Origin of the sequence: Caenimonas sp. SL110, from assembly GCF_001044395.1 — a bacterium.
GTDB lineage: Bacteria > Pseudomonadota > Gammaproteobacteria > Burkholderiales > Burkholderiaceae_C > Ramlibacter.
In genome coordinates this window covers 1-18231 of record NZ_JANU01000026.1, presented here as the reverse complement: position 1 = coordinate 18231, position 18231 = coordinate 1, and the positions used below count along the sequence as shown (strand labels likewise).

Sequence of the window (18231 nt, the reverse complement as noted above, 5' to 3'; positions counted from 1 at the left end):
GGGGGAGGGAGCAACATCATTACTGAGCCGCTTGCAGCGCAGCGATACGCTCTTCAATCGGAGGGTGCGTGGAGAACAGCTTGCCGACGCCCGACGTGATGCCCATCGCCTGCAGGCCCTTGGGCAATTCGCCGGGCACCATGCCGCCCAGTCGAGCAAGCGCATTGATCATCGGCTGCTTGCGACCCAGCAGGTTGGCCGAGCCCGCATCGGCGCGGAATTCGCGCTGGCGCGAGAACCACGCCACGATGATCGCAGCCAAAAAGCCCAGAAGAATGTCGAGCACGATGGTCGTGATCATGTAGCCGATGCCGGGGCCTGAGCGGTTCTCGCCCTTGTGCAGGAACGAATCGACCGCATAGCCGATCACGCGCGACAGGAACACGACGAAGGTGTTCATCACGCCCTGGATCAGCGCCATCGTCACCATGTCGCCGTTGGCAACGTGCGCGACTTCGTGGCCGATCACGGCTTCGACCTCTTCGCGCGTCATGCCTTGCAGCAGGCCGGTAGACACGGCAACCAGCGCGCTGTTCTTGAAGGCGCCGGTGGCAAATGCGTTGGGCTCGCCGTCGAAGATGCCGACTTCTGGCATGCCGATGCCGGCCTTGTCGGCAAAACGGCGCACTGTCTCGACGATCCAGGCTTCGTCAGCGTTTTGCGGCTGCTCGATGATGCGCACACCGGCGCTCCACTTGGCGACCGGCTTGGAAATCAGCAGCGAAATGAATGCGCCGCCAAAGCCCATGATCAACGCGAATCCGAGCAGCGCTGTCAGGTTGAGGCCGTTGGCCGTGAGGTATCTGTTCACGCCCAGCAAGCTGGCGACAACGCCCAACACCAGCACGACGGCAAGGTTTGTGAGGACGAACAGGATGATGCGTTTCATGGATTGATTTTCTCCGCGAGATGGGGAGTCGTTGGGAAATTGGGCCACCTCGCGCCGCAGATGAGGTCCCCGGGGACCAAATCAAGGGCACAAAGCTGTCGGCGGCGATGTTGTCATGTCGTTGTGGCGCCGGCCGGGCCTGAATACAAGGGAGTCATCATAGAAGGAAAAGTTCTGGTTTTCGGCGCACCAGCCGGGGATGCCCATGACAGGCAGCGGGGTGAACGGCTTGGTGGCGAGCACGTCCGGCTCCAGCTGCGCCGCGAGCCATGCATCCATGTTTGACGCGATTGACTCAGGACTGGCCACACGCCAGACATGGGCGGTGAGCGGCTTGCGCGGTGTCACCAGCTTTTCCAGCAGGGCGTGACCGAAGATGACGAGGCGCGCTTGCGCCCAAAGCGGTCTCAGGTCGATAAAAAGCCGCAACCAGTCGCGCGCGCGCAGCGCATCCCAGATCGGCTGTGGCGCATGAAGCAAGGCGCCGTTCTCGTCGAACACCGTGATCGCGTCGCGCACCGGTCCGCGCAGGTTGCGCGCGCCAGCTTCGATCTGCTCTGACTGCAACTGGTTGAACCGCGACTTTGAAAGTGGGAACGTGAGCCACACGAGGCCGTTGAAGAAGTCGTGCAGGTTGTCGCGCGTGGGGCATAGGCGCGTGCGCAGGATGAAGGATTCGTACGGCTCGCCGGCAGGCAACTGATCTTGCGACACGAAGGCAAGCGGTGCCCCATGTTGCGATGCGAGCGCCCGATGCAAGTGAGCACTGTCTTCCCAACGCTGCGCCACGCACTCGCCCGGCTCTCGATACGGCTGGAACCAGGGCTGCGTCCAGTCGATGTTCGCGGCGACTCGGGCCAATCGCTACCTCAGCTCAAAGCCCAGCCGAACCGGAAAACCCATCTGGCAGGGCGATCCGTCGCACACGGCAGGCTTGTATTTCTCCAGCATCAGGATGGACGCCACCGCGCGCGTGATCTGCGGATCGGGCGAATCAAAGACCGACACCCCCATGGGCTCGCCCTTGCTGTTCACATCCACAAACATCGACAGGTTGCCCTTGACCTGCAACACACCCTGCGCAACCGAGATGGCCTTGTAAACGGTGGCCAATCCGTTCATCGGAAACGGAGGCTCATCGCGAGGGCCCAGCTTCACATATTGCGACCGGACCAGCTCCTTTTCGCTGGGCGACAGTTCTTCGTACTTCTTGTTCAGCGGAAGCGCGCTGGTGACCACGCTGCGCCGGATGTTGGAACCAGTCTCCGCCCTGTCCTGGGGAATCGTGTAGCGCGGTGTCGTTCCATTGGCTTTGTCAGCGCCGGGAATCGCGCTGATGACTTCGCCATTTCGATTGGACTTGGGCAGGTCCGAGACATCCAGCACTTGCGCCTGCCCGAACGCGGACAGATGGGACAGGCAGGCGAGCCAGATCAGGCCCGCGAGCAACACACGGAAGCTCATGCCGACTGGCCAACAAAGCGCCAGGGCAGCGAATCGCCGGACCGCAGCGGCTTGAGCTGTGCTTCGCCGAACGGGTAACTCTCGGGCGGCGTCCAGCTTTCGCGGCGCAAGGTGATCGTGCCCGTGTTGCGCGGCAACCCGTAGAACGCAGGTCCGTGAAAACTGGCGAAGGCTTCGAGCTTGTCGAGCGCACCTGCGTTATCGAATGCTTCGGCGTAGAGCTCCATCGCGGCATTGGCCGTGTAGCAACCGGCGCATCCGGTGGCGTGTTCCTTGAGGTGCGCGGGGTGAGGTGCGCTGTCCGTGCCCAGGAAGAACTTCGAACTGCCACTGGTCGCGGCTTCGACCAAAGCGACGCGATGCACTTCGCGCTTGAGAACCGGCAGGCAGTAGTAGTGAGGGCGCACGCCGCCGGTAAAGATGGCATTGCGGTTGTAGAGCAGGTGCTGCGGCGTGATGGTGGCAGCAGTGAATCGGTTGCTCGAGTACAGGTACTGCGCAGCGTCCTTCGTCGTGATGTGCTCCATCACGATCTTCAATTCCGGGAAGTCGCGGCGCAGCGGGATCAGCTGGGTGTCGATGAACAGCGCCTCGCGGTCGAACAGGTCCACCTCGGGCGACGTGACTTCGCCGTGCACCAGCAGGATGAGGCCTTCGCGCTGCATCGCTTCGACCGTCGCGTAGGTCTTGCGCATGTCAGTCACGCCGGCATCGCTGTTGGTGGTGGCGCCCGCAGGATAGAGCTTCAATGCAACGACGCCCGCTTCTTTTGCTCGCACGATCTCGTCAGGCGCGAGGTTGTCGGTGAGGTAGAGCGTCATCAGCGGCTCGAAGCTCATGCGTTCGGGCACGGCGGCCAGGATGCGCTCGCGGTAGGCCGTGGCCATGGCCGCCGTGGTGATGGGCGGGCGCAGGTTGGGCATGATGATGGCGCGGCCAAACTGCGCGGCCGAGTGCGGCACCACCGTCTTCATGGGCTCGCCGTCCCGGACGTGCAAATGCCAGTCGTCCGGGCGGGTGATCGTGATTTCCTGTGTCATGGGAGCGATTCTCCCAGACCGGCGACGCCCGCCTCAGTGCGCCAGGATCTTGTTCAGGAAGTCCTTGGTACGGGCCTGGCGGTTTTCAGGATGCGCGAAGAATTCTTCCTTGGAACAGTCTTCCAGGATCTTGCCGCCGACGTCAATGAAGATCACGCGATTGGCGACCTTGCGGGCAAAGCCCATCTCGTGTGTCACGACCATCATGGTCATGCCTTCCTTGGCGAGCGTCACCATCACATCCAGCACTTCGCCGACCATCTCGGGGTCGAGCGCCGAGGTGGGTTCGTCGAACAGCATCACGATGGGGTCCATCGACAGCGCGCGGGCAATCGCCACACGTTGCTGCTGGCCACCCGAGAGCTGCCCCGGAAACTTGTCCTTGTGCGCCATCAGGCCCACGCGGTCGAGCATCTTGAGGCCGCGCGCCTTCGCTTCATCGACACTGCGGCCCAGCACCTTGATCTGTGCAATGGTGAGGTTCTCTGTCACCGACAGGTGCGGAAACAGCTCGAAGTGCTGGAACACCATGCCCACGCGGCTGCGAACCTTGGGCAGGTCGGTCTTGGGGTCGGTGACGGAAATGCCGTCCACGATGATCTCGCCCTTTTGCACGGGTTCCAGCGCGTTCACCGTCTTGATGAGCGTGGACTTGCCCGAGCCCGAGGGGCCGCAGACGACGACCACATCGCCCTTGTTGATGTTCACGGAGCAATCGGTGAGCACCTGGACCGGGCCATACCACTTGGAGATATTTTTGATTTCAATCATGATTTGATGACTTTCGACGAGCCGCCTCTAGAAAGGGCCGCCCCTTCGCGGGGGCCACATTTTTCAACGAATGATCTGTACCTTGAGCTGGATGCGGCGAACGAGCCAAGACAGGCCCATGCACATCACGAAATAGAGCACCGCGGCCAGCAGGTAGGCCTCGACCGGGCGGCCGAGATTCTTGCCCGCCGTCTCGAAGCCCTTGAGCATGTCGTAAGCGCCGATCGCATACACGAGAGACGTGTCCTGGAACAGGATGATGGTCTGCGTCAGGAACACCGGAAGCATGTTGCGAAACGCCTGCGGCAGGATCACCAGTTTCATGTTCTGGCTGTAGGTCATGCCCATGGCCGAGCCTGCATTGACCTGGCCGCGAGGGATCGACTGGATACCCGCACGCACGATCTCCGAGAAGTAGGCGGCCTCGAACGCGATGAACGTGATGATGGCCGACACTTCCGCGCCAATCGGCCGCCCGATAGCAAACGGAATCAGCAGGAAGAACCACAGCAGCACCATCACCAGCGGAATGGACCGCATGGTGTTGACATAGGCCGCGGCCGGGATGTCCAGGAACGACTTTCCGGACAGTCGCATCAGCGCCAGGATGGTGCCGAAGATGATGCCGCCGATGGTGGCGACGACGGTCAGCCAGATCGAGAAGATGAAGCCCTTGATGACAAAGGGCGCCAGCAGATCCCAGCTGAAGAATGAGAGGTCGAGATTTCCGAGCATTTCAGTGCCCTCCCATTCCGCCAGCGGCAACAAAGCCGGGCACCTGGGACTTCTTCTCGATCACACGCATTATGCGGTTGATAGCGAATGCAGAGATTGCGTAGAGCACCGTGACTGCGAGATACATCTCGACCGGGGCCGACGTCTCCTCACCCGACTGGCGCGCGAAAAACGTCAGTTCGGCAATCGACACGGCGAAGGCAACCGACGAATTCTTGACGATGTTCATCGACTCGCTGGTGAGCGGTGGAATGACGATGCGAAGCGCCATCGGCAAGAGCACGAACCGGTAGGTCTGGAAAGTGGAAAAGCCCATGGCCATGCCTGCATAACGCTGTCCACGAGGCAGCGCCTGGATGCCGGCTCGCACCTGCTCTGCGACGCGCGCAGAGGTAAACAGGCCCAGCGCCAGGATCACCAACACGATGGACGGCACGTCCTTGAAACTTGGGAAGATGCCCGGCACCACGAAATACCAGAGGAAAAGCTGCACCAGCAAGGGGATGTTGCGAAACAACTCCACCCATGCATGCCCTATTCGCACCAGCCAGGGGCTGTTGGGTAATGTTCGCAGCGTGCCGACGAGCAGGCCGGTCAGGAGCGCCACCACGAGCGCGCACAAGGACACTGTGAGCGTCCATCCCCATGCGGAAAAAATCCAGTTCAGGTAGGTCTGATCCCCCCCTTTACCGAAGCAGCCGGCGATGATGTCGCCGGTGGTGGTCTCTTTGCAGAAGACCTGCCAATCCCAAGCCATTTGTTGTGTCCCCGTGAAAAACGGACGTTGTCCAGGCCACAGCGCGAACGCCATGCGTTTTGTGCTGCTTCTTCTCCAAGCGGCCTACGTTAAACGACAAACCCCGCCGTAACAAGTGCTGCGGCGGGGTCTGCCAGTCTCATTTGCTGGCGATCATCGCCGGCTTACTTCTTGGCGTAGTCTTCCATCGGCTTGTCGTTGGGGTTCGCCCAGGCCGCCTTGGTGCTTTCCGACAGGGGCAGGCCCACCTTGGTGTTCTTTGGCGGGATCGGTGCCACAAACCACTTGTCCCAGAGCTTGGCCATCTCGCCGCTCTTGACCATGGCGGTGATCGTGTCGTTGCCAATCTTCTTGAGCGCTGCATCGTCCTTGCGAACCATGATGGCGATCGGCTCGACGCTCAGGACTTCACCGGCGAGCTTGAACTCGGCGGGGTTCTTGGCGTTGGCGATGTTACCTGCCAGGATCGAGCCGTCCATCACGAAAGCATCGGCGCGGCCGGTTTCGAGCAGCAGGAAGCTGTCGGCGTGGTCCTTGCCGAAGACTTCCTTGAAGTCGACGCCCGTGGCGCGCTCGTGCTTGCGCAGGTGCTGGACCGAGGTGGTGCCGGTGGTGGTGGCCACGTTCTTGCCGTTGAGCTGGGCAATGCTGTTGATGCCGGAATTGGCCTTGACTGCGATGCGCACTTCTTCAACGTACGTCGTGTTCAGGAACGAGACGTCCTTCTGGCGCGTGGCGTTGTTGGTGGTGGAGCCGCACTCGATGTCCACAGTGCCGTTCTGCACCAGCGGAATGCGGTTTTGCGACGTGACCGGCTGGTACGTCACATTCAGCTTGCGGCCGGCTGCCTTTTCCAGCTCGGAAATGATGCGCGAGCAGACTTCAACGTGAAAGCCTGCGAACTTGCCGTCACCGGTGGTGTACGACAGCGCGCCGGAAGACTCCCGCACCCCCATCGTGACATTGCCGGATGCCTTGACCTTGGCAAGGGTATCGGTCGCCTGGGCGGATGCGCCGCCGGCAGCAAGCGCCGCGACTGCAATTGCCAACAAATGCTTCTTCATGCAAATCTCCTGTGGTGAAGCGTTAGGGTGAACTCAAAACGTCAATAAATTGGTTAACGAAATTCTAGGGATTCCGGCTTGGGGGAATACCCTGAATTTCCCTTGGCTTTATACAAAGCAGGCTTTGTGCCTGCCTGATGTTCAAGTTGGCGCGAACTGTACGAAAAGGTCCCAAACCGCGCCAATGCTGATTGCGCGGGCTGTTATGCAAAAAATTTATAACTACTTCGCGGCCGGCGTATTCGCCACCAGGAAGGTCCAGAGCGCTTGAACCGTGCCTTTGGGTGACTCCTTGCCCAAGGGCTTCTCACGATACGCGCGCACATCCATTGTCAGCTCAAGCCCCTTCAATTCTGGCGGCGCGCAATTGACAAGACGTTTGGATCGCAACTCTTTCTTGACAGCGCTGTGCGGCAGGAATGCCACGCCGTGCCCCTCGACCGCCATCACCTTCAACCCCTCGGCCATGTCGGTCTCGTAGACGCGGTCCAGGTGGATCGGCGCGGTCGACTGCTTCAGGATCAGGTCGGTCACGCGCCCGAGATACGCGCCGGGTGCATAGCCGAGATAGGGCAGCGGCTGGCCTGCGCGCCCGGGCAGCCTGAACATCGGATCGCCATTGGCATCGGCGCGGCAGTACGGCGACAACACCTCCTGGCCCAGCGTCACCATCTCGTAGCGGTCGGCGTCGAGCTGCAGGGGTTGCGACGAATGGTGATACGCAATGAGGATGTCGCAGCCGCCTTCGACCAGCCGCATCACGGCATCGTGAACATTGAGCGCAATCAGGCGGCTCTTGATCGGGCCGAACTTCTCGCGCAGCGACGATACCCACGCCGGGAAAAAGGTGAACGCAAGCGTATGGGGCACCGCGAACTCAATCACGTCCTGACCTGCAGCCGAATGTCCGCGCAACATGGCGCGCGTGCTTTGCAGAGCCTGCAGCATTTCCATCGACTGCGAGTACAGCGTCTGACCCGCAGGTGTGAGCCGCGTCGGATACGAACTGCGATCGACCAGGTCGGTGCCGGCCCATGCCTCGAGTGCCTGTATTCGCCGCGAGAACGCAGGTTGCGTCACGTGCCGCAGCTGCGCCGAGCGGCTGAAGCTGCGGGTCTCGGCGAGGCTCACGAAGTCCTCAAGCCATTTGGTTTCCATGGTGGGGATTATTGCTTCACAAGCACTGCACGACGCTGCGCGTACAGCGCGGCGCGCGATTCATCGCCCCTGGCCCTGTAAAGCAATTCAAGTTCGGTGAACACATGCAGATCGGGTTTGCCGGCTGCCTGGTTTTCGGCTTCAAGCCGCAACTGGATGGCCAGCGCTTCATCGACGCGCTTGAGCGTTCGCAGCGTCATCGCCACCATCCAGTGCGCAACGCGAGTCCGCTCCGGGTTGCCCAATGCCTCGCGCAACGATGCGGCGCGCTGGAACTGACCGAGCGCTTCTTCGTTTCGCCCCATCTGGTAGAGCGCGTAGCCCATGTTGTTGCGCAGCGATGCTTCCCAGGCCCTGGCCAGAGGTTGCTGCGAAGCCATCGCCACATCGAGGCCGCGCTGCCCCCACTTCAATTGATCCTCGGGCCGCGTATCGACAAACGCCAGCATGTGGATTGCATCGATCACCAGGTCGTCACGTTTTGCTTCGAGACCCAGGTCGATCGCGCGTTGGTAAGCAGCGCGCGCCCGATCACGCACTTCGGGTGTTTGCGAATCGGGCGAATGCGTCGCGGACGAGAACGTGCGACCGGTCTCCAGCGCATGCCGGATTCGCGCTTCTGCGCCAGCGCTCGCGAGTTGAGGCTCCATCTCGCGCAGCAGGGCCTGGGCCTTTGCGAAATCGCGTCGCAAACCATACGTGCGAGCGATCTGCGTCTGCAGGATCAGCGTGTCATCGCCGGATGCGGTGGCGAGCGCCGCGCGAAAGCGCTGCTCGCTGAGTTCAGGATTGCCGAAGTTCCACAACGGCGCGATATCGATGGCCGCCATCGCAATCGAAGGCGCTGCAATCGACGCGGCCATCAGCCATGCCAGTCCCGATCTGTGAATCAACATCGCACCTCGCATCCATTGTTGTGCGGGATGTTACTCGTCGAGCAAACCACCGCGATAGAAGCTGTAGGCCGTGCCGTCATGCAGATAGAAGTAGCCGTCGGCGCAACCATCCTTGCCCGGAAAGAATTCGCGGTATGCCTTGGGCACCAGCCGCTCGAGCTGTTCGTCAGTGAGTTCGTCGAACTCCTCGGGCGTGATCGATTGGCCGGCTCGCAGTTTTCGGTTCATGATTTTTGTTCGTTCTTCCAGGGGCCATGCCAGCGGCCGACTCATGACGCAGAGTTGATCACCGCTTCGATGTGATGACCATCGGGATCCACCACGAACGCCGCGTAGTAAGCAGGCCCGTAGTGTGGCCGCAGACCCGGCGTTCCGTTGTCCGAGCCGCCGTTTTGCATCGCCGCTAAATGAAATGCGTCCACTGCCGCCCGGCTCCTCGCGGCAAACGCGAGATGAAAGCCCGGACCGGGCGCAGGTGGCATGCCCTGCTGCAGCTTGATCGCGAACTTGTCGCCGCCGCCCTTCTCGCCGTAGCCGACCGCTGCACCGGACTTGCCTGCGCCAGCGTCGGTCCAGACGCGCTCATAGCCCAGTGCGGCCAGCACAGCATCGTAGAACTTTGCCGAGCGCTCGATGTCGCTCACGCCAAACGAGATGTGGTGGAGCATGTGCATGCAGGGCGCCAGTGCTTGCGCACGAGCCTTACTTGGGCGCGGCTGCGCGCTCTTTCAGGATTGCTTCCTTGTCTTCGGTGCGGAACGTGATGCCCGCGCACTGCTCGTTGTAAGCCGTCGCCGTTTTGGCGAACGCTTCCAGCTCGGTCCTCGTCGCCTGCAGGGCTGCGTTGGACGCCTGCACGCGTGCGTTGTGCGCCTCTACCTTGCGTTTGAACGCGCGCTGCTTGCGATCGTCGCCCTCGTTCGCCGTCTCGGCTTCCTTGGCCAGTTCGGCGGACTCGGCGCGGATCGCGGCAACTTCTGCGGAATTGGCGGTTCGCTGCGCATCAAGCTTGCTGCGAGTCGGAGCGAATCCGGCCTCGGTGTTCATGCAGGCGCGCAACTCGTCGCGGTTGACCAGGCGCGGCTCCTTGGCCGGCGCGGCTTGCGCCTGGGCCTCATGGACGGCAAAAGTGGAGACAAGCAGGACTGCGGCGAGGGAGAAGAAGGTCTTGGATTGCATACGAATAAGCCCGCAAGGTAAGGGCGTCAGGGTTGATGGGCAAGCCGGGAACCCTTGTGGGGCATCTCCGGCAAGTAGCGAATGCTAGCGAACTTCCGGCAAGCCTATGTCAACGGCGGGTGAAGCTCATGCACCAGACGTCACTTGTTCGACTTGCCGCCCCTGGCTTTGTCGAATTTGCGCCAGTACTGAAACTCGTCTTCGTGATGATCGATGTCCAGCTCCGAGATGCGCACCTGCAGCCGCTCCTGCACGTCGGCCACAGCCTTGTTGTAGACAAGCGGGCCCAGCTCTTCCAGGAAGTAACCCAGCAATGCGCCAGCCGCGATATTGCCGATCTTCTCGTCCATGTTTTCCGCAAAATAACGTTCGATGGAAACGATGGCTTCCTGGCGTACTTCGCGCGGCAGTTCAATGGTCATGGTCGCCTTCGGGTGGTGCTGACGCTTCGACCAGCACGAACCGCGGCTGGAGTTTTCCATCGAACACAGCGTGCTCAAAGAACATGGCGTGCGGGCGCACCCACCAGCCGCTGTCGTTGTAGAGCGGCCTGTACAGCACCAGCGCTTCTTTCGTTTCGCTGTGCCGAACAACGCCGGTCACTTCGTATTCACCGCCCTTGTAGTGGCGATAGCGGCCAGTCGGCGTCAAGGGAAGTGGTTCGAGCATGGTGCGACTACTCAGGCAACTACTCAGGCGACCACATCGGCGCTTTGAACAATGATCCGGCGCGCGCCCTGGGCTGCGACCAGATCGATCAACTCGGTCAACGCAGTCGCGGGCGCAGAACCCAGATCGACAGTGAACAGCCACCAGTCGCTCTGGGGCTCGACCCGGCCCAGCGAGTGAATCGCCAGTGCGAGCGTCTCGCTGGCATGCGTGTCCTTGATGTCGAGCCAGCGCGTGGCCCAGTCTTCGAGCACCTGCAGCGACTCGATCGGCTGGTCAAACTTGATATTGACTGCGTTCCAGGTGAAGGGATGCACCTGCATCTCGAACGAGCCCAGGTTGTAGCCTCGCGGCTCCACCGTCACATCGGGCGCAGGCGTCACATAGTAAGGACGCACCGTGCCGTCCTGCGCCTTGGACAGCAGGTCGACGCGCAAATAGCGATAGGGGTAAGCAATCGCCTCGTTGTTCAGGCTGATGAGCACTTCGCTCGAAGTCGCCGGTGACTGGGCCAGCAGCTCTGCCTTGGTCGAAAGCAGAAGTCCGACATAGCGCTCACGTTCTTTCTCGAAAATCTCTCGCAGGGTCATAACGGCTCAATAGGGTGTGATCGCGCAGCTGGAAAGCGACGCCGGCGCAGCGATTCTGCAGCAATTCAGGACGACGCCTGCTTTCGGCTGCCGGCGCTGACCATCCCGGCGAAAGCATGTGCAATCGGCTTTGCGGCGAACCAGGCGAGGACGGCCTGCGCGCAATCCTGCGGGCTCGACTTGCTGGTGTCGATCTCGAAGTCATAGAGAACGGCGTCGTGCATCGACATCTGTGATTCGGCCAGCCCCACTGGCCGATCTTTTCGGCGCGCTTCGCGTTGCTGGAGCTGTGGCAAGTCACATCTGACGCCGACCAGGTAAACCGGAAGTCCGGCGAGGCCTTGCGCCAGATACGCCCAGCCTTGCCTGGGCAGCACGTGATCCAGGATCACATGCTGGCCATGCCGCGCGTACTCGGCAGTAGCTGCGTTGATGGCGCGGCAAAGTGCCGCCAGCCGCAGCGCCGACACCTCTGGGGACAAACCGTCGAAGTACCCGGGCGGCTCCATGGCGCGAAAGGCATCGAGCTGCACATGAAGGTGCGGCTCCTCAAAGCCCTGCTGCAGCAGTCGGGCCAATGTCGATTTGCCTGAACTGGAAGTGCCGTTGAGCACGATGACGCGGCCAGCCGCGGCAAGTTTGGTCATGGTCATCCGTCGGGTTGTCCTACGCTGCGCGTGCCGAATTGGGCGCACGATGAGATTCAATCAACTGAAAGCCATGCATGACGGACCCGCGCAACATCGCCCACGACAAGAAAGTTCAACAGGAAAAAAAGCATCACGGCGAAGCGGTCGCTCCAGGCGCTGACAAGACACCGCAACCCGGCAAGAAAACCCATATGCAGCATCATGCGTCCGATGTCGCGAAGGTGCCCGACGAGGCAGCGCCCGTGCCGACCGATGAGAAGCCACTCGTCTGATCGCTAGGTTTGGGATGGGCGGATCGAACAAGCCAACGATCATGCAAACGCCTAGCCTTTGGGCGCACCTGGCGCATCGCGCCAGAACCGTTCCATCGAGATATAGGTAAACGAGGCAGACCACCCGATCAGCAGCAGCCCATTCAATGCTTCCACTGCCGCAAGCAACCGGATCGGGCCCACGGGCGTCAGGTCGCCGAACCCAAGTGATGTGTACGTCTCCGCAGAAAAATACATGCAAGCCATGAGCGAGAAATCAGGAGTTCCCTGCAGGGTGCCAACCCCACCCCAGATAACCAGTGCGTAAAGCGTCGCGCCATAGATCGCCATTTCGGCGGCGTGGGCGACGAAGGCGGCCAGGATGACGACGACCAGCTTGGCGCGCTCGGGCATTTGAAATGACGGAAGCCATGTGTTGAGGGAACGCAGGACCTCATAGTGCAGCACGGTGGTTGCGATGACGAGCAGGCAGCAAAGGAATATGACGAGGGGCATCTGGGGTGAGTACGTTGGCTGATAGGCCTGCGATCAGGCAAGACTGCAAACTGGTCTGGCGCGCAGGACTGTCATGGCTGAACTGTACTGAAGCCGAGCGACAGCTTCAGCCATACAGCGCAGACCATCGCAATGACCGCCGTCATCGCGAATGCGCCTGCAGGCCCGACGAGCTTCCATACAAAGCCAAAGAGCAGACCGGCGGGGATCGCAGCCAGACCGGTGACCATGTAATACCAGCCGAACGCCGTGCCCTTGCCCGAGGTGCCGGCCAGCTCGCTGACCAGCGAACGCTCGACGCCCTCGGTGATGCCGCTCAAAACGCCATAGATTGAAACTGCGATCCACAGCGCCGCGCCGGTCGAGGCCCATGCGAGCGCGCCATAGCCGATGGCCAGGAATGTCCAGTTCAGCAAGGTGAGGTGCCGCTTGGACCTGCGATCGGTCACCGGGGCACCGGCCAGCGCAACAACGGACTGCAGCGCCGCCAACCACGCCCACAAAAGCAGCAGCGTCACGGTGGACATCCCCAATTCGTGGCCGCGCAGCATGATGAAAGCCTCGGATGCCCTGGCAAAGCAGAACAGGGCCAGCACCTGCAGATATCCGCGCAGCGACGGCGGCAGCTGCGACCATCGCAGTGGTACTGGTTCTGCATTGCGCGCGGCTTCGATCTGCGCGGCCGTCGCAGGGTTGGGCAGCAGGGCCAGCAGCACCAGGACAGCCAGGCCCGGAATCGCAGACAGCAAGATGACCCGAGGCAGGTCCATGCCCGACCACGCCAGGACTGCCGCCGCGATCAGCGAGCCGACAACCGCTCCCGCGTAGTCCAGCCCGCGGTTCAAGCCATACGCCCGGCCCTGCATGTCCTTGGGCGTGATGTCGGCAAGAATTGCATCTCTCGGCGCGCCGCGCAGTCCCTTGCCCAGCCTGTCCGCGGCGCGCAACGCGACCACGATGCCCCAGTTGCCCGCGAGACCGATCAGCGGACGCGACGCCACTGCCAGGCCATACCCCACGAGCACCAGCGCCTTGCGACGCTGGGGTTGCACATCAGCATACCGCCCGGACCACAGTCTCAGGAAAGCGGCCACGGCGTTGGCGACGCCTTCTACTGCACCGATTGCAACAGGGCCCGCTGCGAGCACCGAAACCAGCAGGATCGGGATCAGCGGCGCCACCATCTGCGCAGACACCTCGTTGAGCAGACTCACCAGGCCGAACATCACCACTGGCAATGGGAGCTTGCGGCGCGGCACCATTGGTTCAGGCCGCAAGGGTCACCGCGCACGCCGGTAGTGCACGGCGACCGCGCCGCTACGAAGCGGCTTGCTCGAGATCAACTCGAGCCGCCGCGAGCCAGGCAGCCCACCTTCATACAGGGTCGGACCGTGGCCTGTGATCCGGGGGTGGACGAGGAACTGGTATTCGTCGATCAGATCCAGCCGGTCCAGCTCGGCCGCGAGTTTGCCGCTGCCAAGGAGCACGCCGTCCGGGGTCGCATCCTTGAGTTGCTGAACTCCGGCGCGCAGGTCGCCGCCAATGTGGTGGCTGTTGGTCCAGGGAAAGTCATGACGCGTCGAGGACACCACGTACTTCGGCTTGGCTTCAAGCTTGACCGCCCAATCGCGTATCGCTGGCGGTGCCTGCACCTCGCCGCGGGCCACTGCTGGCCAGAAGCTTTCCATCATCTCGTAGGTGACGCGACCCCACAGCATGGCGCCACGCTCGTCCATGAGGCGGGTGAAGAACGCGTGCGTCTCGTCGTCGGCGATGCCTTCCTGGTGGTCGATGCAACCATCCAGGGTGACGTTGATGCTGAAGGTCAGAAGTCCCATGGGGTCATTCGATCGATCTCAGCCAAGGGTTGTGAAGACAACCGGGAAGCCGGTGCCAGGCAATTATTCAGACGCGAGCTTGCCAGCCACATGACGGGAAAAGCTATCAAGGATGGCTTGCCAGCCGGTGCGTTGTTGTTCTTCTGAATGTGTAGGCTCGCCGTCGAAGGTCACGGTGACAGTGACGCCACCTGCACCCTCCGCGAATTCGACAACACCCAGCCTGTCGCCGAAGGCGTACTCGATCAGTTGGTGAGGAACGACCTTGGTGTACTCGCCAGCAAAATCAAATCCAAACGAGCCATCCTTGGCTTCCATCCGCGAAGAAAACTTGCCCCCGGGACGCAGATCGACAGAGGCTGCTGTCGTGTGCCAGTCAGGAGACGCGGTATTCCAGACCTTGATGTCCTGCGCAGTCGTGTAAGCGCGCCACACCACTTCGACGGGTGCCATGACAACGGTTGAGACGGTGATTTTCATATGAACACCTGTGGGTTATATGGGTTATGTTAGTTATGGGGGTTTGATCACGCTAGAACGCGCCTGACTTGAACAGCTTTCCATCGGAATCCAGCAAGCGCCAATCATTGCCATCGCGGTGAAGGGTTCGACCTGTATCGGGGTAGTGGCAGACATCCTGTCTGGCCCGGGTGCCAACGACAAGATAAGTGCACGGCACATCTGTCCGATTCGAAGCGTGATGCGCGATGGGCACACCAGCTGGCCAACAAGCTGCATCACCTGTCTGGAGCACATGTTCTTCTGAGCCCTCTGTGATCGTGAGGGAGCCTGAGAGCACGAACACAAGCTCATCTTCGTTCTCGTGCCAGTGGTTGTTGGACGAACGGGCGCCGGGATGGAGCGTCTCCACCCGGGCTCCGTACTGCGAAAGACCCCCTATCTCGGACAGTCGGAGGGTCTCAACAACTCCGAACGCTCCTCGGTCATCTCGTGTAGCTGCGGTTTGGTCACTTTTGATGATCATGTGCTTGCTGGTTAATTTGGAAGCTGTTCAACGTTCGCAGTTTCTCCATCGCTGCTTCCGAAACCGTGAAGCCAAGCGATTCGTAGAACGCGCAGACCCCAGGTCGATCCGCGCGTAGAACCCATGTGATGTTCGGATTTGAACCTGTAGCCGCTGAAACCAATGCGCTGCCGATGCCTTGGCCCCTGTGCTGCTGCTCGACGGCAACCATTGATATGTACCCGTTGAACGTTCCATCTGTAATGGCCCGGAGGAATCCTACGACTCTTCCCTCAGCCTCGGCCACAAGCGCAATCTGTGAGTTTCGGATCGATTGGCGGAACATTTCCGGATCTGCGACCTTGCTGGTCCAGCCGCACCGCGAAAGCAACTGGCGAACGTCCTCATATTCAGCGGGGCGAACAGCGCGGATGTTCATTTGTGCTGCCTAACGTTGGAGTTGACCTGGCGACGACAGCGAGACGCTTGGGCCGCGAGGTGCAGGATACGCCACGGCGCCTCGCGGCCCAAGTGGCTTGCTGTTGGCGCTCAGGTTGAACGAGGGGTTAGGCCGCACCGTAATGGCGAAAGCGATGGCAGTTTGGACAAAGCGCCAAAGCGTTGTTCACGGTGTCCTCTCCTCCCTGCGAGAGTGGAGTCTGGTGATGAACCTCAAGGTAAGGCGTCCTGTTCGACGCTCGGATGAACGGTGCAGGCTTACTGCATCCCTCGCAGCGACCGTTTGCACGCAGCAAAACTTCAACAATTACGTCGGCGTTGCGGATGAATGCGGTAGTGTCTACACAGACGCGACGTGGCAGCGGTTCTGAGGCTGCAAGTCGTGCAAGACGGTCCGCTGCGCTGAGATTCTGCGAATCTGCGATGCGGCGCTGAAGGTCTTGTTCTACCTCGGCCAGTTGGGTAGGCGCAAAGATCGGCTCCGCAGGCTCCTGCGCGCTTTCAGCAACTTCACTTCGACGCTCAGTTACTGGCGACCGCCCGAAGTAGGACCAAAGTACTTCATCGGATGGTGGCCCGTCGCGCTCAAAGCGATTGATGTCATCGATACCCATCGGAGCGTGACGAAGTCCATCCCACTGGTCATGATCAGGGACGACGATCTCGCCCTTGTCTTCACCTTCTCGCCAGATGATCACGAACTTGGCGTCACCCTCTCGCGCATAGTTGATTGCCTTGTTTAGGCGATCAAAAAGCGCCCTCGCACCTCGAGTGCCAGTAAGCGCATTTTTCTCTGACTCGTGATCTGCCTTTCGCCAGCGGTTCTTGCTGTGTACGGCGCGGAACTGGATCGGGTGTGGCTTCTTCATGGCTGAAGTGAGTAAACGCGTGCTTGTGCGGCCTAACTACAAAGGTAAGCGGCGCCGGAGCACCGTAGGTGCGTAGGGCACCAACACTGGCCATGAAGATGGCGAAGCCATGGCCAGTGTTGGCGTCCGCTTGACCGACCAGTTAGGCCGCTGCGCAGATGCGGAACAGGTTGGCCTAAAGGCAAGGTGTCTCAATTCACTCGTCTTTCAAAGTTCGCCCAATAAAGTCAGATTCTCCTCCGCGCGCTTAATTCGCTTTCGCTCGTTGGCGTTAGGTGCGGGGAGTCCTAGTAGATGGGTGCGCATATCTTCAAAGCACGCAACTAGGTGCCCTCTAAGCCACTCAAATTTTTCGGCATGTTCATTTTTATAGTAGTTATCTCGAAGAGCCGAAAGAGCCCCCTCGAACGGCTTTTTGCTGAGGCTGGTCCCAAGAATGCACCCGTAGTTTAAATACGGAAAATCCACCTGATGACCGTTTTGTGGACGGATTGATAGGTGAGGCAGGCCGCCAACCGTGCATTTGGTCAATGCGTCGCTCATCGACTCAAAGTATTTCTTGATCAGTGATCGGTCAACTATTGTTCTGGGAAATTTGGCTTGTGCCTCTAAGTTGTATGCGTTTATGAGGCCGGATCCCACGATGATGCTGTTTGCTTTGTCAACGAAGAGTCCGCCGTGGGAAATCGCACCACGCATTAGGACGCCCTTGCCAAGTAAGCCGGCCTGGGCAATATTGATCATTTTCATGAGTTCAAAGAAATTCTCAAGCTTGTCTTCGCAATAGATCACTATGGAGTCGCTGATCAACATATATTCAAAGCCCCGCTGCTCAACAGCCGCCTTGAATTTCGATAGCAGAAATTCGTAGTACTTCTCAATTGAGCCAGTATTTTCGCCGAAAACGAGGTTCTTAAAACCGAGCACATCTATGAAGGCGACCAATCTCGGCTGATATAAAATTTTCATGATTGCTCAGTGTGAGGGAATGAGGTGCGGCCTAACGTAAAGATGACCGGCGCACAACAACTCGCGGCAGCGCCGCCCTCTTGTGTTGTCTGTCCGTGTCGATTCCCATGTTAGATCGCAGCCGACTACAGAATGTCAACTACCAATCCTCTTGTAAAACGAGCGGCGGTTCCTCTTTTCGTAGACGAGACGGCCTTGGTCCTCCAGCATGCGGGCGAACGTTGCAAATAGCCACCCTCTTTGACCGTCTGGATGTGCCGAGTTCTTGGGAACAGCGCTGAAGTTAATGCCGAGTCCCTCATTAATTTCGGTAGCGGGCACGAAGCCGTCGGTATAGATGGACTCTCGAGACTTAATAAAGTCCAGGACCTCTTCGCAGCAGTCGCTGAGCAAGGCTTGCATTTTTTCTTTGGACATCGTTGATCTCCCATCAATGATTTCACATGATCTAACGTTGAAGCTGAGCCGCGAGCGGCGGCTTGCCGACGCGAGTCGGCTCAAGC

27 protein-coding genes are annotated in these 18231 nt (G+C 60.3%); 1 reads left to right on the top strand and 26 read right to left on the bottom strand.

Features of this window, described 5'->3' with window-relative positions; translation table 11 throughout:
* Positions 1–19: 19 nt before the first annotated feature.
* The 17 genes from htpX to AQ12_RS13175 form a co-directional block, all read right to left on the bottom strand.
* Positions 20–889: a protease HtpX gene (gene htpX, locus AQ12_RS13255; protein ID WP_048440408.1), complete on the bottom strand. Its 870-nt coding sequence runs from the start codon at positions 887–889 to the stop codon at positions 20–22.
* 81 nt (positions 890–970) lie between these two features.
* The gene (locus AQ12_RS13250) at positions 971–1750 is read right to left on the bottom strand and encodes a DUF3025 domain-containing protein (protein ID WP_048440407.1); all 780 of its coding nucleotides are present in this window, start codon (positions 1748–1750) and stop codon (positions 971–973) included.
* A gap of 3 nt (positions 1751–1753) precedes the next feature.
* Positions 1754–2353, bottom strand: a complete 600-nt coding sequence (locus AQ12_RS13245; RefSeq protein ID WP_048440406.1) for a hypothetical protein — start codon at positions 2351–2353, stop codon at positions 1754–1756.
* Entirely contained in the window at positions 2350–3393 is a 1044-nt protein-coding gene (pyrC, locus tag AQ12_RS13240) for a dihydroorotase (RefSeq protein ID WP_048440405.1), read from the bottom strand. The genes AQ12_RS13245 and pyrC overlap by 4 nt, the downstream gene beginning before the upstream one ends.
* Positions 3394–3426: 33 nt before the next feature.
* The gene (locus AQ12_RS13235) at positions 3427–4164 is read right to left on the bottom strand and encodes an amino acid ABC transporter ATP-binding protein (protein ID WP_048440404.1); all 738 of its coding nucleotides are present in this window, start codon (positions 4162–4164) and stop codon (positions 3427–3429) included.
* A 63-nt stretch (positions 4165–4227) separates the two neighbouring features.
* Positions 4228–4899 carry an amino acid ABC transporter permease gene (locus tag AQ12_RS13230; RefSeq protein ID WP_048440403.1) on the bottom strand — a complete coding sequence of 224 codons (672 nt, stop codon included), beginning with the start codon at positions 4897–4899 and terminating at the stop codon, positions 4228–4230.
* Position 4900: 1 nt separating this feature from the next.
* The gene (locus AQ12_RS13225; RefSeq protein ID WP_048440402.1) at positions 4901–5656 is read right to left on the bottom strand and encodes an amino acid ABC transporter permease; all 756 of its coding nucleotides are present in this window, start codon (positions 5654–5656) and stop codon (positions 4901–4903) included.
* Between the two features lie 164 nt (positions 5657–5820).
* On the bottom strand, positions 5821–6720 hold the full coding sequence (locus AQ12_RS13220) for an amino acid ABC transporter substrate-binding protein (protein ID WP_048440401.1): 900 nt from the start codon (positions 6718–6720) through the stop codon (positions 5821–5823).
* 222 nt (positions 6721–6942) lie between these two features.
* A complete protein-coding gene (locus AQ12_RS13215; RefSeq protein WP_048440400.1) occupies positions 6943–7878 on the bottom strand; it encodes a LysR family transcriptional regulator in 936 nt (311 codons plus the stop codon).
* An 8-nt stretch (positions 7879–7886) separates the two neighbouring features.
* Entirely contained in the window at positions 7887–8774 is an 888-nt protein-coding gene (locus tag AQ12_RS13210; protein WP_048440399.1) for a tetratricopeptide repeat protein, read from the bottom strand.
* A gap of 30 nt (positions 8775–8804) precedes the next feature.
* Positions 8805–9002, bottom strand: a complete 198-nt coding sequence (locus AQ12_RS13205; RefSeq protein WP_152682788.1) for a hypothetical protein — start codon at positions 9000–9002, stop codon at positions 8805–8807.
* A gap of 41 nt (positions 9003–9043) precedes the next feature.
* Positions 9044–9442 (bottom strand): VOC family protein, encoded by a 399-nt coding sequence (locus AQ12_RS13200; RefSeq protein WP_048440397.1) that lies wholly within the window; start codon positions 9440–9442, stop codon positions 9044–9046.
* A gap of 34 nt (positions 9443–9476) precedes the next feature.
* The gene (locus AQ12_RS13195; protein ID WP_048440396.1) at positions 9477–9953 is read right to left on the bottom strand and encodes a hypothetical protein; all 477 of its coding nucleotides are present in this window, start codon (positions 9951–9953) and stop codon (positions 9477–9479) included.
* A gap of 140 nt (positions 9954–10093) precedes the next feature.
* A complete protein-coding gene (locus tag AQ12_RS13190; protein ID WP_048440395.1) occupies positions 10094–10375 on the bottom strand; it encodes a DUF2164 domain-containing protein in 282 nt (93 codons plus the stop codon).
* Complete coding sequence (locus AQ12_RS13185; RefSeq protein ID WP_048440394.1) at positions 10365–10622, bottom strand: DUF1653 domain-containing protein; 258 nt, start codon at positions 10620–10622, stop codon at positions 10365–10367. Before AQ12_RS13185 ends, AQ12_RS13190 begins: the two co-directional genes overlap by 11 nt.
* A gap of 23 nt (positions 10623–10645) precedes the next feature.
* Positions 10646–11212, bottom strand: a complete 567-nt coding sequence (locus AQ12_RS13180) for a hypothetical protein (RefSeq protein ID WP_048440393.1) — start codon at positions 11210–11212, stop codon at positions 10646–10648.
* A gap of 65 nt (positions 11213–11277) precedes the next feature.
* Positions 11278–11859, bottom strand: coding sequence for a chloramphenicol phosphotransferase CPT family protein (locus AQ12_RS13175; RefSeq protein WP_048440409.1), 582 nt, complete (start codon positions 11857–11859; stop codon positions 11278–11280).
* A gap of 77 nt (positions 11860–11936) precedes the next feature.
* Between AQ12_RS13175 and AQ12_RS23165 the strand changes: the two genes are divergently transcribed.
* The gene (locus AQ12_RS23165; RefSeq protein WP_048440392.1) at positions 11937–12134 is read left to right on the top strand and encodes a hypothetical protein; all 198 of its coding nucleotides are present in this window, start codon (positions 11937–11939) and stop codon (positions 12132–12134) included.
* Between the two features lie 51 nt (positions 12135–12185).
* Here AQ12_RS23165 and AQ12_RS13165 read toward each other — a convergent pair whose 3' ends face one another.
* From AQ12_RS13165 to AQ12_RS13130, 9 genes are all read right to left on the bottom strand, one after another.
* On the bottom strand, positions 12186–12629 hold the full coding sequence (locus AQ12_RS13165) for an ion channel (protein WP_048440391.1): 444 nt from the start codon (positions 12627–12629) through the stop codon (positions 12186–12188).
* 71 nt (positions 12630–12700) lie between these two features.
* Entirely contained in the window at positions 12701–13906 is a 1206-nt protein-coding gene (locus AQ12_RS13160; protein WP_202967503.1) for an MFS transporter, read from the bottom strand.
* A 3-nt stretch (positions 13907–13909) separates the two neighbouring features.
* On the bottom strand, positions 13910–14467 hold the full coding sequence (locus AQ12_RS13155) for a dihydrofolate reductase family protein (protein ID WP_048440389.1): 558 nt from the start codon (positions 14465–14467) through the stop codon (positions 13910–13912).
* A 63-nt stretch (positions 14468–14530) separates the two neighbouring features.
* Positions 14531–14947 carry an SRPBCC domain-containing protein gene (locus AQ12_RS13150; protein WP_048440388.1) on the bottom strand — a complete coding sequence of 139 codons (417 nt, stop codon included), beginning with the start codon at positions 14945–14947 and terminating at the stop codon, positions 14531–14533.
* A gap of 52 nt (positions 14948–14999) precedes the next feature.
* Positions 15000–15452: a cupin domain-containing protein gene (locus AQ12_RS23535; protein WP_082151584.1), complete on the bottom strand. Its 453-nt coding sequence runs from the start codon at positions 15450–15452 to the stop codon at positions 15000–15002.
* Positions 15436–15870, bottom strand: coding sequence for a GNAT family N-acetyltransferase (locus tag AQ12_RS13145; protein ID WP_048440387.1), 435 nt, complete (start codon positions 15868–15870; stop codon positions 15436–15438). The genes AQ12_RS23535 and AQ12_RS13145 overlap by 17 nt, the downstream gene beginning before the upstream one ends.
* A gap of 127 nt (positions 15871–15997) precedes the next feature.
* The gene (locus AQ12_RS22490; protein WP_082151583.1) at positions 15998–16759 is read right to left on the bottom strand and encodes an HNH endonuclease signature motif containing protein; all 762 of its coding nucleotides are present in this window, start codon (positions 16757–16759) and stop codon (positions 15998–16000) included.
* A 207-nt stretch (positions 16760–16966) separates the two neighbouring features.
* The gene (locus AQ12_RS13135) at positions 16967–17728 is read right to left on the bottom strand and encodes a hypothetical protein (protein WP_048440385.1); all 762 of its coding nucleotides are present in this window, start codon (positions 17726–17728) and stop codon (positions 16967–16969) included.
* Positions 17729–17863: 135 nt separating this feature from the next.
* Positions 17864–18231 (bottom strand): hypothetical protein (locus tag AQ12_RS13130; RefSeq protein ID WP_238587717.1); only part of this gene is annotated, 368 nt, incomplete at its 5' end.

What these genes read in the sequence shown, in the direction of transcription:
- AQ12_RS13180 (WP_048440393.1), bottom strand. Translation starts at nt 11,212, where the DNA reads ATGACCCTGCGAGAGATTTTCGAGAAAGAACGTGAGCGCTATGTCGGA.
- AQ12_RS13190 (WP_048440395.1), bottom strand. Translation starts at nt 10,375, where the DNA reads ATGACCATTGAACTGCCGCGCGAAGTACGCCAGGAAGCCATCGTTTCC.
- AQ12_RS13220 (WP_048440401.1), bottom strand. Translation starts at nt 6,720, where the DNA reads ATGAAGAAGCATTTGTTGGCAATTGCAGTCGCGGCGCTTGCTGCCGGC.
- AQ12_RS13185 (WP_048440394.1), bottom strand. Translation starts at nt 10,622, where the DNA reads ATGCTCGAACCACTTCCCTTGACGCCGACTGGCCGCTATCGCCACTAC.
- AQ12_RS23535 (WP_082151584.1), bottom strand. Translation starts at nt 15,452, where the DNA reads ATGATCATCAAAAGTGACCAAACCGCAGCTACACGAGATGACCGAGGA.
- AQ12_RS13235 (WP_048440404.1), bottom strand. Translation starts at nt 4,164, where the DNA reads ATGATTGAAATCAAAAATATCTCCAAGTGGTATGGCCCGGTCCAGGTG.
- AQ12_RS13135 (WP_048440385.1), bottom strand. Translation starts at nt 17,728, where the DNA reads ATGAAAATTTTATATCAGCCGAGATTGGTCGCCTTCATAGATGTGCTC.
- AQ12_RS13195 (WP_048440396.1), bottom strand. Translation starts at nt 9,953, where the DNA reads ATGCAATCCAAGACCTTCTTCTCCCTCGCCGCAGTCCTGCTTGTCTCC.
- AQ12_RS13155 (WP_048440389.1), bottom strand. Translation starts at nt 14,467, where the DNA reads ATGGGACTTCTGACCTTCAGCATCAACGTCACCCTGGATGGTTGCATC.
- AQ12_RS13150 (WP_048440388.1), bottom strand. Translation starts at nt 14,947, where the DNA reads ATGAAAATCACCGTCTCAACCGTTGTCATGGCACCCGTCGAAGTGGTG.
- AQ12_RS13205 (WP_152682788.1), bottom strand. Translation starts at nt 9,002, where the DNA reads ATGAACCGAAAACTGCGAGCCGGCCAATCGATCACGCCCGAGGAGTTC.
- AQ12_RS22490 (WP_082151583.1), bottom strand. Translation starts at nt 16,759, where the DNA reads ATGAAGAAGCCACACCCGATCCAGTTCCGCGCCGTACACAGCAAGAAC.
- pyrC (WP_048440405.1), bottom strand. Translation starts at nt 3,393, where the DNA reads ATGACACAGGAAATCACGATCACCCGCCCGGACGACTGGCATTTGCAC.
- AQ12_RS13200 (WP_048440397.1), bottom strand. Translation starts at nt 9,442, where the DNA reads ATGCTCCACCACATCTCGTTTGGCGTGAGCGACATCGAGCGCTCGGCA.
- AQ12_RS13245 (WP_048440406.1), bottom strand. Translation starts at nt 2,353, where the DNA reads ATGAGCTTCCGTGTGTTGCTCGCGGGCCTGATCTGGCTCGCCTGCCTG.
- AQ12_RS13215 (WP_048440400.1), bottom strand. Translation starts at nt 7,878, where the DNA reads ATGGAAACCAAATGGCTTGAGGACTTCGTGAGCCTCGCCGAGACCCGC.
- AQ12_RS13210 (WP_048440399.1), bottom strand. Translation starts at nt 8,774, where the DNA reads ATGTTGATTCACAGATCGGGACTGGCATGGCTGATGGCCGCGTCGATT.
- AQ12_RS13225 (WP_048440402.1), bottom strand. Translation starts at nt 5,656, where the DNA reads ATGGCTTGGGATTGGCAGGTCTTCTGCAAAGAGACCACCACCGGCGAC.
- AQ12_RS13145 (WP_048440387.1), bottom strand. Translation starts at nt 15,870, where the DNA reads ATGAACATCCGCGCTGTTCGCCCCGCTGAATATGAGGACGTTCGCCAG.
- AQ12_RS13230 (WP_048440403.1), bottom strand. Translation starts at nt 4,899, where the DNA reads ATGCTCGGAAATCTCGACCTCTCATTCTTCAGCTGGGATCTGCTGGCG.
- htpX (WP_048440408.1), bottom strand. Translation starts at nt 889, where the DNA reads ATGAAACGCATCATCCTGTTCGTCCTCACAAACCTTGCCGTCGTGCTG.
- AQ12_RS13175 (WP_048440409.1), bottom strand. Translation starts at nt 11,859, where the DNA reads ATGACCAAACTTGCCGCGGCTGGCCGCGTCATCGTGCTCAACGGCACT.
- AQ12_RS13165 (WP_048440391.1), bottom strand. Translation starts at nt 12,629, where the DNA reads ATGCCCCTCGTCATATTCCTTTGCTGCCTGCTCGTCATCGCAACCACC.
- AQ12_RS23165 (WP_048440392.1), top strand. Translation starts at nt 11,937, where the DNA reads ATGACGGACCCGCGCAACATCGCCCACGACAAGAAAGTTCAACAGGAA.